Here is a 15,637-nt window from a genome sequence, read left to right on the forward strand (position 1 = left end):
GAGCCTGTGTGGATTGTTCGACTATGCCCGGCGCTGCGCGAGGATCGTACCCTTCTTGCCTTTATGTGACAGGATGGCTTGCGGGTAAAAAACGTTACCCCGGACGGTAAAGCCCAGACGCAAATCTCCCCTGCCGCCCGCGGTGCCACTGGGGATATCCGTCGTTTTCATCCGGAGTAATCCGGTATGTCCTTTGCGATTAGGGTTGAACCTATCTAATGCCGCTCTCAGATTGTCTTTCATACCAGGACGGCCGCGAAGCCAGGCGACAATATCTGCATCCTCGAAAAAGCCGCTGGGGTCCATGGTGAAAATTTGTCCGGCTACGCGGCTGGCAGGCGCTGGAGCGGTGATTTCGTTGTCTGAACCAAGGCTTGCGTTCGATACGGTAGAGCCTCGTTTTTGCGGGAGTCCCTCTTGAACAGCTCTGAGCTCTGCACTCGTACCCGGCACCGCGGCGTCAATTGACGTGCGCGGCGTCGAATTGGCACTAGCGCTGGCAGAGGAGTCGTTGCTGAGAGTGAGCGGTGGCCTCGGTTCACGGGCCGTTCTTAACTGATAGGGGTTTATTCCCAGCTTCTGGGCTTTCGACGGTATATGCCTCGCTTTAGCCAGCTCATTGTGCTGGTCAGCACTAATCGCTTGGTACAGGTTGATGGCGCCCTTACTGTCCTGTGCAATATGCAGCCAACTCACCGGATTTTGCGTCCTCAAGTAGCGTCCATTAAGCAAATCAGCTTCACCAGAAGTAAGTGAGTAGTTGGAGGTGGCCCCCTTCACCGCCCGGTTGATATTTTGAGTCCGTTCTTCATCTCTTTGGGCGCGAGCTGCCAGATTGGCCTTAGTTTCAGCTTGGTAAGCGGTGGCGGCGCTCACGTAAAAGTCTCGCAATTGCCAGAAAATAAGCCCTGCGGATGCCAGTGTCACAAGTACAAAAATCGCAAGCTGCACTTCTTCGGGCACGTCATCTAAATCTGAACTCTGACCTCCCTGCACGTCCACCCGATTAATCGGGTTATTCCTGACCATGCAATACAGATTAAGCCCATCCACAAATCCTTCCGGATCCGAACTCACCCAGCGCATCAACCATGGCGCGTAGTACCTCAGTCCGTAGTAATACAAGCCGCTGGCATCCCGCTCTTTCCCCGAATACCGCGCCACTTTGTACTTCGCTTCGACCGCCGAGCGCGCCGCCCACCAAGCCGTTCCGCCGAAAGGGTAGTAGCCCTCGTAGCTAATAAGGTGTGCGTGGGCGTCCAATTCCAGCACGCTGGAGCCCAGGTGGTCGTCCACCGAATACCGCAATTGATCGTTTTCGATGCCGGCAGGACGTCCGCTCGACCAATGCAGACAGCGCACCGTGCATCGGCCGGCCTGGATCACGATGACTTCCAGCTGTTCGTCGTTGGCGCTGTCGCTGCGCAGTTCCAGCCCAGGGAGGTAGCGGACTTCCCGTGTGTGGGAGGCGGCTCGGGCTGCCGATGTGCCGATCTTGCGAACCCGCTGTCCGCTGCTGTCGTACACGTAGTGTTCTGCGTCGTCATCTGCGTCCTTGCGGCTGACGGGGGTGACCTTCAACAGGCGATTGCGCGCGTCCCACGACATCGTCTGGCCGGGAGACAGGCGTTGCAGATTGCCGCTAGCATCGAAACCGCTGGCAAAGTCCGGCGGTGCGCTGCCCTCAAACTTCACCAGCGCACGGTTACTGGTCCCATCAACCTCAAAGTCGCGGGTGTAGGGCTGGCTACCCTCATGACGCAACTGCGTCAGGTTGCCAGCCGAATCGTAACGGTAGCGCTCTGTGAAGTTGAGCCACTGGCTGCTGTCGATGGGTAGGGGCTGCATGTCTGGCAACTGCGGGCCGCTGGAGACCTTGGCCGTCTCCCGCCCCTGGGCTTCGACCAACTGATAGAAGCTGTCATAGGTGTAGCGGTTGATCGGCTCGATGCGCTGGTTGGCAAAGTGCCGCACGGCCTGAGCATCGTCGGTGATGCTGGTGACGTTGCCAACCGGGTCATAGCCGTAGGTCAGCAGTTGCAGCGGGTCGTTGGCTGCGCGGGTGGTTTTCAGCGTGGCCAGGCGTGCGTCTCTATCGTTGTAGAGGTATTGGCTGATCACTCCGTTGCCTGCGGTTTGCGATGTGATCTGCTCGTTGGCGTTGTACTGCACGTCACGCAACAGTAACTGAGAAGGGCTGTTCTTTAGCGTGAGCGTCACTTGTGCCAGATGACCTGCGATGTTCAACCCCATGCTTTGCAGGTGGCCGCGTGCGTCTGTGGCGCTGATGGCGGTGCCTGTGGCGTCGAACTGCCTGCGGGTAACGGCGCCTTGACCGGGCTCCAGCAGCGCGTCACGCTCCTCCGCTGACGGCGGCCAGTCAGGCGGCTCGATCATCGTGAGCAGGCGACGCTCCTCTAGGAGTGTCCCGCCCAGCAGCCCGTACTCGGTGATCGCCAGCGTGCCCGCACTATCGTCGACACGGATGAGTTGCCCGCACTGATTACGCAAAGCCGATTCACTACCGCTGCCTGCATAGGTAAACCGCTCGCAGGTCCGGCTCGGTTGCCCCGCCATCTGCTCATGGATCGCAATCGGCCTTGGGTAATCGTCATATTCCGTCTGCCAGTGCGTCGCCCGCGCGTCCCACTGTTCAAGCACAACGCCAGATTCTGCAGAAAGGGAGAGGGCGGCACCTGCATCCACGCTTTGGCTGGACAGCGTGGCCCCCGACAGGCTGTACACCATGGCGAGATTGGGTTGCACATCAGGTCGGATCGAGCGCAACTCGAATAGGCGCGGATCCCACACCTCTATAACCCGCCCTTGATTGTCATACACCTGAGCGTTGACGCAGGCCTGAGCGTCCAGGTCGATCTGCGCGCGATAGTAGGCCGTCTGCCGCACCGTCAGGCCCCGGCTGTCGAAAACCGTGAGCGAAGGTGTGTGGCGATGCATGGAGTCGGTCATGATGCCTGCATCCTGCAGTTATCAGGGCTGTGCCGGTAATCTAGCCGCGATGCCAGGCGGCGGGATACTGTCAGAAATGACAGTGCGCCCTTCAAAATACCGCTCGCAAGACTGACTGTTCCAGTCGGATTTGATCAAAATTTGTGCTATTCTCCGCGCCCGCGAATTCCCGTAGAAGAATCGCCTCTCCTGATTACGAACCCTGGTCATCGACATGCAAGCAGCCAAGCCGTTATTTGACTATCCGAAGTACTGGGCCGAATGTTTCGGACCAGCGCCTTTCCTGCCGATGAGCCGGGAAGAGATGGATCAGCTCGGCTGGGATTCCTGCGACATCATCATCGTCACCGGTGATGCGTACGTCGATCACCCCTCGTTCGGCATGGCGATCATTGGCCGATTGCTGGAATCGCAAGGCTTTCGCGTGGGAATCATTGCCCAGCCGAACTGGAAGTCCAAAGACGACTTCATGAAGCTGGGCGAGCCGAACCTGTTTTTCGGCGTTGCGGCCGGCAACATGGACTCGATGATCAACCGCTACACCGCCGACAAGAAAATCCGCTCCGATGACGCTTATACCCCAGGCGGCCTGGCGGGTAAGCGCCCTGATCGTGCGAGCCTGGTGTACAGCCAGCGATGCAAGGAAGCTTACAAAAACGTGCCAATCATCCTCGGTGGCATCGAGGCTTCGCTGCGTCGCATTGCGCATTACGACTACTGGCAAGACAAGGTTCGCAACTCGATCCTGATCGACGCCTGCGCCGACATCCTGTTGTACGGCAACGCCGAACGGGCGATCGTCGAGGTCGCCAACCGCCTGTCCTGTGGCGAAAAGATCGAAAACATCACTGACGTACGCGGCACTGCATTCATTCGCCGCGACACGCCTGAAGGCTGGTACGAAGTCGACTCCACGCGTATCGACCGGCCGGGCAAGATCGACAAGATCATCAACCCGTACGTCAATACTCAAGACACCGCGGCCTGTGCCATCGAGCAGGAGAAGGGTGACGTTGAAGACCCGAACGAAGCCAAGGTGGTGCAGATCCTCGCCAGCCCGCGCATGACCCGTGACAAGACGGTCATCCGCCTGCCGTCGATGGAAAAGGTGCGCAACGACGCCGTACTTTACGCCCACGCGAATCGCGTGCTTCACCTGGAAACCAACCCCGGTAACGCCCGTGCATTGGTGCAGAAGCATGGTGATGTTGACGTCTGGTTCAATCCGCCGCCCATTCCGATGACCACCGAAGAAATGGACTACGTGTTTGGCATGCCCTACGCACGTATTCCTCACCCCGCGTACGGCGAGGAAAAAATCCCGGCCTACGACATGATCCGCTTCTCGGTGAACATCATGCGGGGCTGCTTCGGTGGGTGCACCTTCTGCTCGATCACCGAGCACGAAGGTCGCATCATCCAGAACCGCTCGCACGATTCGATTATTCGCGAGATCGAGGAGATTCGCGACAAGGTGCCAGGTTTCACCGGCGTCATTTCCGACCTCGGCGGCCCGACCGCGAACATGTACCGCATCGCCTGCAAGAGCCCGGAAATCGAATCCGCGTGCCGCAAGCCGTCCTGCGTGTTCCCCGGCATCTGCCCGAACCTCAACACCGATCACTCCTCGCTCATCCAGCTTTACCGCAGCGCGCGGGAGTTGCCGGGCGTGAAGAAGATTCTGATCGCTTCGGGTCTGCGGTATGACCTGGCTGTGGAATCGCCGGAATACGTGAAGGAGTTGGTGACCCATCACGTCGGCGGTTACCTGAAGATCGCCCCGGAACACACCGAGCAAGGTCCGCTCAACCAGATGATGAAGCCGGGCATCGGCACGTATGACCGCTTCAAGCGCATGTTCGAGAAGTTCTCGAAAGAGGCGGGCAAGGAGCAATACCTGATCCCTTACTTCATCGCTGCCCATCCCGGCACCACCGACGAAGACATGATGAACCTGGCGCTGTGGCTCAAGGCCAATGGCTTCCGCGCGGATCAGGTGCAGGCGTTCTACCCGTCGCCGATGGCCAGCGCCACCGCGATGTACCATTCTGGCAAGAACCCGCTGCGCAAGGTGACGTACAAGAGCGATCCGGTGACCATCGTTAAGAGTGAAGAACAACGCCGTCTGCACAAGGCGTTCTTGCGCTACCACGATCCGAAAGGTTGGCCGATGCTGCGTGAAGCGCTCGAGCGCATGGGCCGGGCCGACCTGATCGGCCCGGGCAAGCATCAGTTGATTCCGCTGCATCAGCCGGAAACCGACAGCTACCAGAGCGCCCGTCGCAAGAACTCGACGCCTGCTGGCAGCCACAAGGTCGCGAAAACCACCAAACTCCTCACCCAGCACACCGGCCTGCCGCAACGGGGCAGTGACGGCAGCAAGCCGTGGGACAAGCGTGAAGAAGCGAAGGCGGCTGCCGCTGCGCGAAACAAGCAGGCCGCGAAGGATCGAACCGAAGCGGCCAAAGGCGGAAAGGGCGGCAAGAAAAAGCCCTCACGTCAGCCAGTGTTTCCGCGCTGATCGAAATCGATGTGAAGAAAACGCCAGCTTTTGAGCTGGCGTTTTCTTATTCCTTCGCTTTCCAATCAACGAAAGTTTAGGGCGTACATTAGGACCATTCCCACACGCCAGATCAAACCTGCCTACATCGTCCCAGAGCAGGGATGTTTATCCTCGTTCGATTTCGGGTACCACACAGGAATCAAGGAATGAGCGGTTTATCAGTTCGGGATGGTTTCTCAGTCTCCCGACGCGAGGCCAGGGAACGGGTCGAAAGCGCAATCGACCTCAGGAAGCTTTTTCGGGTCATTGATACGGATCCTGCGCTCGTCGGGGCAGGCATCGTATTTATCGACAGCGATTTCAATGTCGTGGTGCTCAGGGAGTTTCAGCCAATTTGCAGCGTGGCAGTGAAGCGAGTGATCTTGCGCGAAGCACCCCGCCATATGAGTGCGCTCGAATTTCACAAACAGCTTGAATTCAACGTTCGCGAATCCACGGTTATCAAGGAAGCGATTGGTGCCGGCCTTGCATGCGGCGGAGCCTATCTTAGCTGGAAGGTTGTATATGGCGGGATAATGGCCGCTCCGTTCACCGCAGGAGTAGGTTTACTGGTGACTGCAATAGGAGCCACGGCGGCGGTGGCAGGGTCCCTACAGTGCCTAGTGAGTTTAGGGAGAGTCGGGACTTCAATGTTCAACCCCGAGACACTTGACGAAGTCGACGCCGAGCCCTGGTATCAGTCCATGACGGCTGTCCTAGACAGCATAACTCTTGCGGGCGCTGCTCTCTCAATCTACTCAACCCTGCGGTATACGCTGGCCAAAAAAGCGGCGACAGGGAAGAGCTACCGCGAAATCCTTCGGGGATTGTCACGTCGGGAGCGACTGGCTCTCACGAACGAAGTGCACAGGTACAGAAAGGATACATTTGGACTTCCCAGACGTTATTCGAACACAGAAATCAAACAGCAGACCTACACGCAGCTCAGGGATGTGCTGGCAGCAGGTGCATCGATCGGCGGCAGTCTGCACTCGGGGCATTTGAAGCCGATTGCTGTGGCTGTTTACGGAGAGTTTTGATCGTGTATACCGCCCGGAAACTAGCTGAATTCAGGAGAAAGCATTTTCCTCCGTTCATCAGTTCCATATTTTTAGGCATACTTTCAACTGCTTCCGTCCTCGTAATGGTCAACGGTACATATCTCAAGCGCGTCGATCTGGATTTCACGATGGCGTTTGCACTGATGATTGTCGTCAATATTATCCAATCGGTTTGCAGCATAAACGTGTTTCGAGGCTACCCGCGCTGGGCAACGGGATCGGTGCTCTTATTTCTGTTCAACTTAATAATATCGATACCCGCCATCACTTATAGTCCCCCCATGGGGTTATACGTTGTTACTTTGATCAGCGCGCTCTCGGGGCTGTATTGCCTGAACAGCTTACGTTACCGGTCAATGGCGCAGGCAGCAAAAGCGATGCGGCTGGGAAACTTCGTTGAGTCGCAGCCCGCTCTCTGCAAGCGTCACGCCGGGGTGAATCTATTGAGGAGAAAGTCGAAAACCTCTTATGGAGTCTCGGATTTTGGCTTCACCCTGTTGACGATCGCAGGCTGGCTCGCTGGCCTTTTTTTTGTGGTGGTGTCGGCGCTCAAGCTCTATTTTATTTACCTTGGTCTGAGCGACGGCATCGTCGTTGGTGCAAATCGAAATGGGCCTCCGAGGGCCTATTCGCTGGCGGATCAGCCCTGGCTGTATTGGTTATCAATGGCAATACACTTACTGACTGTCGGAGCATGCACGCTTTTTTTGAGAGTGCTCTTGTTACTCCGTAAGTGAGACACCTGCACATCAAATTTCCCCGACAACGTGGGCTTGTTCCGCCACGAAAAATGCCTACCCCACGTCATTGGCCCGCTGCGCTGCGCTAGGTCGATTAACGCAACCCGCTTAACGGCCATCCTGTGGCAGGGTCGAGTTCTTTTTCCTTGCACATTCTGGCGGTGATGCTCGGGCCACAAAGCGATTGCCCTTTCGAGCCAGGCCAACTCGTCGACGCCACTGGGCGCCAGCAGATGGACCTCGGTCTGATCCCACTCCTGCATTCGGGGCAGCAACGGACAATTCGCGAGGGTGGCCTGGAGCAATTCAACCGCGCGCTCCGTCGCGTTGACCGAGACCCTTCGAGCCGAACCGACATCAAGCCGTCGCAGGGGGCGACGGGTCCCATGTCGGGTCACCAGGCGGGCATCATGTGTCTTCTGCCATCCGGCGAAGACGAGTTCGCTGGCGCAAGCCTGGCCATCCAACGTACACCCCGGCAACCAGGCCCATGCGTCCTGAAGGGCGGTGGAATGAACGCAGTAATTGCCTGGAGGGGGCAAGTGCTGTTGACTCAGGCGCAGCCTTTCTTTCTCGAGCAGACGCCGTTCGCTGATGCGATCGTACATGCAGCGCTGCGGGATGTAGGGTGGGTGGACAGGTACGGCGTGCGACGGCGGGGGACCGCCGACCAAGCGTCCCCAGAGTGATTTCAACATAGACGCCTCTACCCGATCATCACGTCGGTGTAGGTGGCGAGCAGTGTCGCACCACAGGCGAGCAAGTCGCCCTGGCGGGCGACCGGCCGATCATCGATGAGCAGTGAACTGTCGCCGCTGACGATCTTGCACAGGCCATGGGGGCAAAGGACGGCATCGCCGAGCCGGGCGACATTCAGGTTATGCAGAAAGGTAGAAGGCGCACCGGCGATGACGCGTCCTCCGGCGCTGGTGGGGTCGTTCAGAACAATGATGGGGCGCATGCAAGACTTCCTTGATCAGTTGGATAGGCCGAGCTTCCATGCTCCAGGTGTTAGGTCCGGCAGACGCTAACACGACCCAGGGTGTCGAAAGGGGGTCCCATTTTTTTCAAGAGCGTTCTGACGGACTGCAGGGAATAAGTCCTACAAGAAAGAAAAAGTGTGTGATGGTGTCGGCGCGGAGACACGGGTTTTTCTCGCTCACCCATGACTGCCCCATTCACGCGCACCCCTTGCACCCCTTATCTAAGTTGGCGCAATTTTGGTGCTGTGCTTAGCTGCACGAGCACGCTCCACCCCGGAGGCGCATGACTTGCCTGAATGGCATAAGTCTTGCGCGGTTCCGCTACCGTTCAGGCTCGCAGGAGGCACGCCGTGTCGATTCACATTGCCTTGCACCATGTCACGCATTACCGCTACGAACGTGCGGTCGAGTTGGGGCCGCAAATCGTTCGTTTGCGCCCAGCGGCCCACAGCCGCACGCGGGTGTTGTCGTATTCGCTGAAGGTGTTGCCTGAAAATCACTTCATCAACTGGCAGCAGGACCCGCAGGGCAATTACCTGGCGCGTCTTGTTTTTCCCGATAAAACCGACGAGCTGCGTATCGAGGTCGACCTCGTCGCCGAGATGGCGGTGTTCAACCCCTTCGATTTTTTCCTCGAGCCCTACGCCGAGAACATTCCTTTCGCTTATGCCAAGGAAGAGCACCACGAACTGCTGCCTTACCTGGAAAAGCTGCCGCTGACACCAAAATTCCAGGCCTATCTGGACAGCATCGACCGCACGCCCGTGCCTGCGATCGACTTTCTGGTCAGCCTCAATCAGCGGCTGGCGAACGACATCAATTATCTGATCCGTATGGAGCCCGGCATTCAGACGCCTGAGTACACGCTGGACAGCGCGTCTGGGTCGTGCAGGGATTCGGCCTGGTTGCTGGTGCAGTTGCTGCGTCACCTGGGGCTCGCAGCACGGTTCGTGTCGGGGTACCTGATTCAGTTGAAGGCCGATGTCGAAGCGCTGGACGGGCCTTCGGGAACGGATGTCGACTTCACCGATTTACACGCTTGGTGCGAAGTGTATTTGCCGGGTGCGGGCTGGATTGGCCTGGACGCTACGTCCGGGTTGTTTGCCGGCGAAGGGCACATTCCGCTCGCCTGCAGCCCTGACCCTTCCTCGGCAGCGCCGATCAGCGGCTTGGTGGAGCCGTGCAAAACCGAATTCAGTCACGACATGTCGGTGGAGCGCATCTGGGAGGCTCCTCGGGTCACCAAGCCGTATACCGAAGCACAGTGGCTCGAAATTCAAGCCCTGGGGCGGCAGATCGATGCCGATCTGATTGCCAACGACGTGCGCTTGACCATGGGCGGCGAACCCACGTTCGTGTCGATCGACGACCGTGATGGCAGCGAGTGGAACACGGCTGCGCTGGGGCCGAAGAAACGGGTCCTTTCGGCTGAGCTGTTTCAACGCATGCGCAGCCATTATGCGCCGCACGGTCTGGTGCATTTCGGTCAGGGCAAGTGGTATCCGGGCGAGCAGTTGCCGCGTTGGTCGCTCAATTGCTTTTGGCGCCGCGACGGTGAGCCGGTGTGGCGCAATACCGCGCTGATCGCCGATGAGAACGAAGACTACGGGGCCAACAGTGACGTGGCGGGGCGCTTTCTGCGCAGTGTCGCCGAACGACTGAAGGTGCCTGAGCGTTATGTTTTCGCCGCCTACGAAGACAATTTCTACTACCTGTGGCGGGAGCAGGCTTTGCCGCAAAACGTCAGCCCGGAAGATTCGCGCTTGAGCGACGAACTGGAACGGGCGCGGTTGAGCAATGTGTTTTCCCAAGGGTTGGACAAGGTCATCGGTCATGTCCTGCCGTTGGCGCGTACGGCCGCTGACGATCGCTGGCAGAGCGGACGCTGGTATTTGCGCGGCGAGCATTGTCGCCTGGTGCCTGGGGACTCGCCTTTGGGGTACCGCCTGCCTCTGGCCTCGCAGCCTTGGGTCAAGGCGGCGGAGTATCCCTACATCCATCCGAACGACCCGAATCAGGACTTCGCCGAGTTGGCCGATCGCGACGAGATCGACGCTCAGCTCGATGGCCTACACGAGCACGATGATCCACAGGCCGAACGCGTGCCGGTGATCGACCAGTCGGCAGACTGGCTGACCCGTACGGCCTTGAGTGCCGAAGCGCGAGGCGGTCGCTTGTACGTCTTCATGCCGCCGCTGCAGTCGCTCGAAGCGTATCTGGAACTGGTCGCGGCGATTGAGGCCACCGCTGAAGAGCTGCACTGCCCTGTGTTGCTGGAAGGTTATGAGCCCCCGAGCGATCCGCGTCTGGTTAACTTTCGCATCACCCCTGACCCGGGCGTCATTGAGGTCAACGTGCAGCCCTCGTCCAGTTGGGATGAGTTGGTCGAGCGCACCGAGTTTTTGTACGAGCAGGCCCGGCTGACCCGATTGACCACTGAAAAATTCATGATCGACGGACGCCACACCGGTACCGGCGGGGGCAACCACTTCGTGCTCGGCGGTGCCACGCCCGGAGATTCGCCATTCCTGCGCCGGCCTGATTTGCTGCGCAGCCTGCTGAGTTACTGGCACAACCACCCCTCGTTGTCCTACTTGTTCTCCGGCCTTTTCATCGGCCCGACCTCTCAAGCGCCACGCGTCGATGAAGCCCGAAATGACTCGCTGTACGAGCTTGAGATCGCCTTCTCGCAAATGCCACAGCCGGGTGAAGAGTGCCCGCCCTGGCTGGTTGACCGACTGTTGCGCAACCTGCTGATCGACGTGACGGGTAACACCCACCGCGCCGAGTTCTGCATCGACAAACTGTATTCGCCGGATGGCGCAACCGGGCGCCTGGGCCTTTTGGAATTGCGTGCCTTCGAGATGCCACCCCACGCACGCATGAGCCTGGCGCAACAGTTGCTGTTGCGTGCGCTGATTGCACGGTTCTGGCAAACGCCCTATGCGCCCGCAAGGCTGGCGCGCTGGGGCACCGAGTTGCATGACCGCTTCATGCTGCCGCATTTCATCGAGCAGGATTTTGCTGACGTCATCGTTGAGCTCAACGCTGCGGGGTATCCGCTGCGTGCCGAGTGGTTCGCGGCGCATCTGGAGTTCCGCTTTCCCAAGGTGGGCGACTACGCCGTCAGTGGGATCGAGCTGGAATTGCGACAGGCGCTGGAGCCGTGGCATGTGCTGGGTGAGGAAGGGGCCGCGGGGGGCGCGGTACGCTACGTCGACTCATCGCTGGAACGTCTGCAACTGAAGGTCAGCGGCCTGCCACCCCAGCGCTACGTGCTGACCTGCAACGGTGTGCCGGTGCCGCTGCAAACGACAGGGCGCGTCGGCGAATTCGTCGCGGGCGTGCGCTACCGCGCCTGGCAGCCGTACAACGCGCTGCAGCCCACCATTGCGGTGCATGCGCCACTGGTATTCGACATCGTCGACACGTGGATGCAGCGCTCATTGGGCGGCTGCGAGTATCATGTCGCGCATCCAGGTGGCCGCAATTATGAAACCCTGCCGGTGAACGCCAATGAGGCCGAAAGTCGACGCTTGGCGCGGTTCTTCCGCATCGGGCACACGCCCGGCAAGCTGGCGGTACCTGCCCCGTCCATCAACGATGAAATGCCCATGACGCTGGATTTGCGTCTGCACCGATAGAGGTACGGCCCAGCCTGACAGCCTCTGTCAGGCGGTCAGGCTTGAACGGTGGCCGCAGGGAAGCGAGCCACTGAGTGTCATTCTGTCTGCGCTAATCTGATCCCTTTAGTTGTCTGCCGAGCCTTCCATGCCCGACCTGCTTGACCGATATCCGCTCTCTGCGGGTAATTATCACGAGATGCTTGACGCCAGCGGTGCTGTCCGGCCGCATTGGCTGCGCTTCTACGAGCATCTGCAACGCAGCACCCCTGCGCAGTTGATACAGCGCCAGGCATTGCTGGCCCGGCAGATTCAGGAAAACGGCGTGACCTACAACGTGTACGCCGATCCCAAAGGTGCAGACCGGCCGTGGGAGCTGGACCTGCTGCCGCATCTGATTCCGGTGGACGAATGGCAAAACGTCGCGGCCGGCATCGCGCAGCGTGCGCGCCTGCTCAATGCAGTCCTGGCGGATCTCTATGGCCCACAGAAGCTGATCGCCGACGGCATGCTGCCTGCCGAGCTGGTGTTCGGGCACAACAACTTTCTCTGGCCGTGCCAAGGCGTCACCCCGCCTGAAAACACCTTTCTGCACGTGTATGCCGTGGACCTTGCCCGCACGCCGGATGGTCGCTGGTGGGTAACGGCAGACCGCACGCAGGCCCCGTCTGGCGCAGGTTACGCGCTGGAAAACCGCCTGATCATTTCCCGGGCCTTTCCCGAGCTGTACCGCGACCTGGAAGTGCAACATCTGTCCGGCTTTTTTCGTTCGCTGCAGGAGACCCTGGCCCGTCAGGCGCCGAGTGGCATGGAAGTCCCCTTGATCGTGCTGCTGACCCCGGGACGCTTCAACGAGAGCTATTTCGAACACCTGTACCTCGCGGGCCAGTTGGGCTATCCGCTGGTGGAAGGCAGTGACCTCACCGTGCGCGATGCGACGGTCTACCTGAAAACCCTCAGTGGGCTGCGGCGGGTGCACGCCATCATGCGGCGTCTGGACGATGATTTCTGCGATCCGCTGGAGCTGCGTACCGATTCCGCACTCGGTGTGCCCGGCTTGCTGGAAGCGGTACGTCAGGGGCGTGTCGTCGTGGCCAACGCGCTGGGCAGCGGCGTTTTGGAATCCCCGGGTTTGCTGGGTTTCCTGCCCAAGATCAATCAGCACCTGTACGGCGAAGAACTGATCCTGCCATCGATTGCAACCTGGTGGTGCGGCGAGCCTCCTGTCCTGGCCCAAGCGCTGGAAAAAATCCCGGAATTGCTGATCAAACCGGCCTTTCCGTCGCAGAGCTTCGCCCCGGTCTTCGGCCGCGACCTCAACGACGAGCAACGCCAGGCATTGGCCGCCCGCATGCAGGCCCGGCCTTATGCCTATGTTGCCCAAGAGCTGGCGCAACTGTCCCACGCACCCGTTTGGCAAGGCGAAGACGCACAATTGCAGCCGCGCGCCATTGGTATGCGCGTGTACGCCGTGGCGACCGCCGACGGCTACCGTGTATTGCCAGGCGGGCTGACCCGCGTCGCGGCCGAGGCCGACGCCGACGTGGTGTCGATGCAGCGGGGTGGGGCGAGCAAGGACACCTGGATTCTCGGCGAGCGCACATCGGGCAGTGAGCCTTGGCGCAACCGTCATTCGCTGGGCGTTCACGACTTGATACGTCGCGACCCTTATCTGCCATCGCGGGTGGTGGAAAACCTGTTCTGGTTCGGCCGTTATTGCGAGCGTTGCGACGACAGCGCACGGTTGCTGCGCATCATGCTCGCCCGTTACGTGGATGGCGATGATCCCTTGGCCCTGCAAGCGGCCGTCGAACTGGGCGAACGGTTGAATCTGGTGCCGGCGGAGGACGAAGAAGAGCCTCGGCAGTTGCACGAGCGTTTGCTCGATGCGCTGCTGGGCGAAGACTGGCCGTTCAGCCTGCGCTCCAATTTGCAGCGCCTGCAGTGGGCCGCCTCGCAGGTGCGCGGCAAGCTTTCGCGGGAAAACTGGCAGGCGCTGGTGGAGTTGCAGCGCGAAGCCGCGAACCTCGACACCGACCAGCCGGACTTTGGCGAGCTTCTGGATTTCCTCAATCGGTTGGTCATGTCCCTTGCGGCGCTGTCGGGTTTCGCGCTCGACGACATGACCCGCGATGACGGTTGGCGTTTCCTGATGATCGGTCGGCGCATCGAGCGCCTGCAGTTCCTCAGCACCAGCTTGGCCGCGTTCCTGCGCAGCGACACGGTGTTCGATCAGGATGCCCTGGACTGGTTGCTGGAACTGGGCAACAGCAGCATTACTTATCGCTCGCGTTATCTGGCATTGCCGCAGTTGATTCCCGTGCTTGACCTGCTGTTACTCGACGAGCAAAACCCGCACGCCGTGCTGTTCCAGCTCAAACTGGTGCGGCGCTCGGTCAAGCGTCTGAACGATGACTTCGGTGTGCCTCATGACAACAACCTTTCGCTGCTGACCCAGCGCCTGGCCACGTTCGATCTGGGGTGCCTCGAAAACGGGCTGTTCGGCGAGAGCAGCGTGACGGCAGCGCTTCACGGGCTGGCAGACCTGCTGCAACGTATTGGCGACGTCAGCGGGCAGGTATCGGACCGCTTGTCCCTGCGCCATTTCGCCCATGTCGATGACGTCAGCCAGCGCACGGTGTCCGTCTGATGAACAGCGCCCATTACGAAATCCTTCACGATACCCATTACAAGTACGACAGCCCCGTGTCGCTGGCGCAGCAATTGGCGCATCTCTGGCCGCGGGTCAGTCCATGGCAGCGGTGCCTCGACCAGCGTCTGGAGATCAACCCGCAGCCGACCACTCGACGCGACGAGCTGGACGTGTTCGGCAATCCGCTGACCCGGCTGGCATTCGAGCGCCCCCATGATGAGTTGCAGGTCAATGCACGGCTGCGAATCGAGGTGCTGGCGCGGCCCGCGCTGGATTTTCAGGACTCGATGCCATGGGAGCTTGCCCGCAGCACGCTGACCTACAATGCCCTGCAAATGTCGCCGGACATTCTCGATGCCTGCCGCTACCGCTTCGAGTCGCCTTATGTGCACCTCAAGCAATCGTTCGTGGAGTTCTCCACAGAGTGCTTTCCGCTTGGTCGGCCCTTGCTGCAGTGCGCACGGGCATTGATGGAGAAGATATTCGACGAGTTCACGTTCGATGGCGAAGCGACCCAAGTGGCCACACCGCTGGTGGAGGTGCTCGAACGCCGCCGCGGCGTCTGCCAGGACTTCGCCCATTTGATGCTCGCCTGCCTGCGCTCTCGTGGGTTGGCGGCACGCTACATCAGCGGTTACCTGTTGACCCAGCCGCCACCCGGCCAGCCCCGTCTGATTGGCGCCGACGCCTCCCATGCCTGGGTGTCGGTGTTCTGTCCGACCTTGGGCTGGGTGGATTTTGACCCCACCAACAATATCCAGCCTGCGCTGGAGCACATCAGCCTGGCCTGGGGGCGAGACTTTTCGGATGTCTCACCGTTGCGCGGCGTCATTCTCGGCGGCGGCCATCACGATCCGGAAGTGCGGGTGACGGTCATGCCACTGTCGGACTGACGCCCCGGCGGTAGTCGCTGTATTCCTGAATAGCGCTGTCGTAATTGCCACTGGCGCCGCATGCGTAAGCGGCGAGCAAGCTGCGGAAGAGTGCATTGAGCTGCATGATGATCATCCTGATAAATGAGTGACAAGCCGATGTTAGAGCGGCACTGTGGCGGCCGCTGCTTGA

At 59.8% G+C, this 15,637-nt stretch carries 9 protein-coding genes; 6 read left to right on the top strand and 3 right to left on the bottom strand.

What is annotated here, in order from left to right; all coding sequences use genetic code 11:
• Positions 1–21: 21 nt before the first annotated feature.
• On the bottom strand, positions 22–2,970 hold the full coding sequence (locus DBP26_RS21000) for an RHS repeat-associated core domain-containing protein (RefSeq protein ID WP_108239444.1): 2,949 nt from the start codon (positions 2,968–2,970) through the stop codon (positions 22–24).
• 214 nt (positions 2,971–3,184) lie between these two features.
• Between DBP26_RS21000 and DBP26_RS21005 the strand changes: the two genes are divergently transcribed.
• The 3 genes from DBP26_RS21005 (at position 3,185) to DBP26_RS21015 (ending at position 7,310) form a co-directional block, all read left to right on the top strand.
• On the top strand, positions 3,185–5,491 hold the full coding sequence (locus DBP26_RS21005; RefSeq protein ID WP_108239445.1) for a YgiQ family radical SAM protein: 2,307 nt from the start codon (positions 3,185–3,187) through the stop codon (positions 5,489–5,491).
• Positions 5,492–5,679: 188 nt separating this feature from the next.
• Positions 5,680–6,552, top strand: a complete 873-nt coding sequence (locus DBP26_RS21010; protein ID WP_108239446.1) for an NAD synthetase — start codon at positions 5,680–5,682, stop codon at positions 6,550–6,552.
• 2 nt (positions 6,553–6,554) lie between these two features.
• Positions 6,555–7,310 (top strand): hypothetical protein, encoded by a 756-nt coding sequence (locus tag DBP26_RS21015; protein ID WP_108239447.1) that lies wholly within the window; start codon positions 6,555–6,557, stop codon positions 7,308–7,310.
• A gap of 709 nt (positions 7,311–8,019) precedes the next feature.
• On the opposite strand, the gene DBP26_RS21025 is transcribed toward DBP26_RS21015, so the two are convergent.
• Positions 8,020–8,274, bottom strand: coding sequence for a PAAR domain-containing protein (locus tag DBP26_RS21025; RefSeq protein ID WP_108239449.1), 255 nt, complete (start codon positions 8,272–8,274; stop codon positions 8,020–8,022).
• A 372-nt stretch (positions 8,275–8,646) separates the two neighbouring features.
• Between DBP26_RS21025 and DBP26_RS21030 the strand changes: the two genes are divergently transcribed.
• The 3 genes from DBP26_RS21030 (at position 8,647) to DBP26_RS21040 (ending at position 15,465) form a co-directional block, all read left to right on the top strand.
• Positions 8,647–11,940 (top strand): transglutaminase family protein, encoded by a 3,294-nt coding sequence (locus DBP26_RS21030; protein WP_108239450.1) that lies wholly within the window; start codon positions 8,647–8,649, stop codon positions 11,938–11,940.
• Between the two features lie 127 nt (positions 11,941–12,067).
• Positions 12,068–14,569, top strand: coding sequence for a circularly permuted type 2 ATP-grasp protein (locus tag DBP26_RS21035; protein ID WP_108239451.1), 2,502 nt, complete (start codon positions 12,068–12,070; stop codon positions 14,567–14,569).
• Positions 14,569–15,465 (top strand): transglutaminase family protein, encoded by an 897-nt coding sequence (locus DBP26_RS21040; protein WP_108239452.1) that lies wholly within the window; start codon positions 14,569–14,571, stop codon positions 15,463–15,465. The genes DBP26_RS21035 and DBP26_RS21040 overlap by 1 nt, the downstream gene beginning before the upstream one ends.
• On the opposite strand, the gene DBP26_RS27395 is transcribed toward DBP26_RS21040, so the two are convergent.
• On the bottom strand, positions 15,446–15,571 hold the full coding sequence (locus tag DBP26_RS27395; RefSeq protein ID WP_256601317.1) for a hypothetical protein: 126 nt from the start codon (positions 15,569–15,571) through the stop codon (positions 15,446–15,448). The genes DBP26_RS21040 and DBP26_RS27395 overlap by 20 nt on opposite strands.
• Between the last annotated feature and the right edge of the window lie 66 nt (positions 15,572–15,637).

Source organism: Pseudomonas sp. RIT409 (assembly GCF_003052515.2).
Classification (GTDB): domain Bacteria; phylum Pseudomonadota; class Gammaproteobacteria; order Pseudomonadales; family Pseudomonadaceae; genus Aquipseudomonas.

Excerpts from the sequence above, each read along its gene's own strand:
- DBP26_RS21025 (WP_108239449.1), bottom strand. The coding sequence starts at position 8,274 with ATGCGCCCCATCATTGTTCTGAACGACCCCACCAGCGCCGGAGGACGC.
- DBP26_RS21010 (WP_108239446.1), top strand. The coding sequence starts at position 5,680 with ATGAGCGGTTTATCAGTTCGGGATGGTTTCTCAGTCTCCCGACGCGAG.
- DBP26_RS21035 (WP_108239451.1), top strand. The coding sequence starts at position 12,068 with ATGCCCGACCTGCTTGACCGATATCCGCTCTCTGCGGGTAATTATCAC.
- DBP26_RS27395 (WP_256601317.1), bottom strand. The coding sequence starts at position 15,571 with ATGCAGCTCAATGCACTCTTCCGCAGCTTGCTCGCCGCTTACGCATGC.
- DBP26_RS21000 (WP_108239444.1), bottom strand. The coding sequence starts at position 2,970 with ATGACCGACTCCATGCATCGCCACACACCTTCGCTCACGGTTTTCGAC.
- DBP26_RS21005 (WP_108239445.1), top strand. The coding sequence starts at position 3,185 with ATGCAAGCAGCCAAGCCGTTATTTGACTATCCGAAGTACTGGGCCGAA.
- DBP26_RS21040 (WP_108239452.1), top strand. The coding sequence starts at position 14,569 with ATGAACAGCGCCCATTACGAAATCCTTCACGATACCCATTACAAGTAC.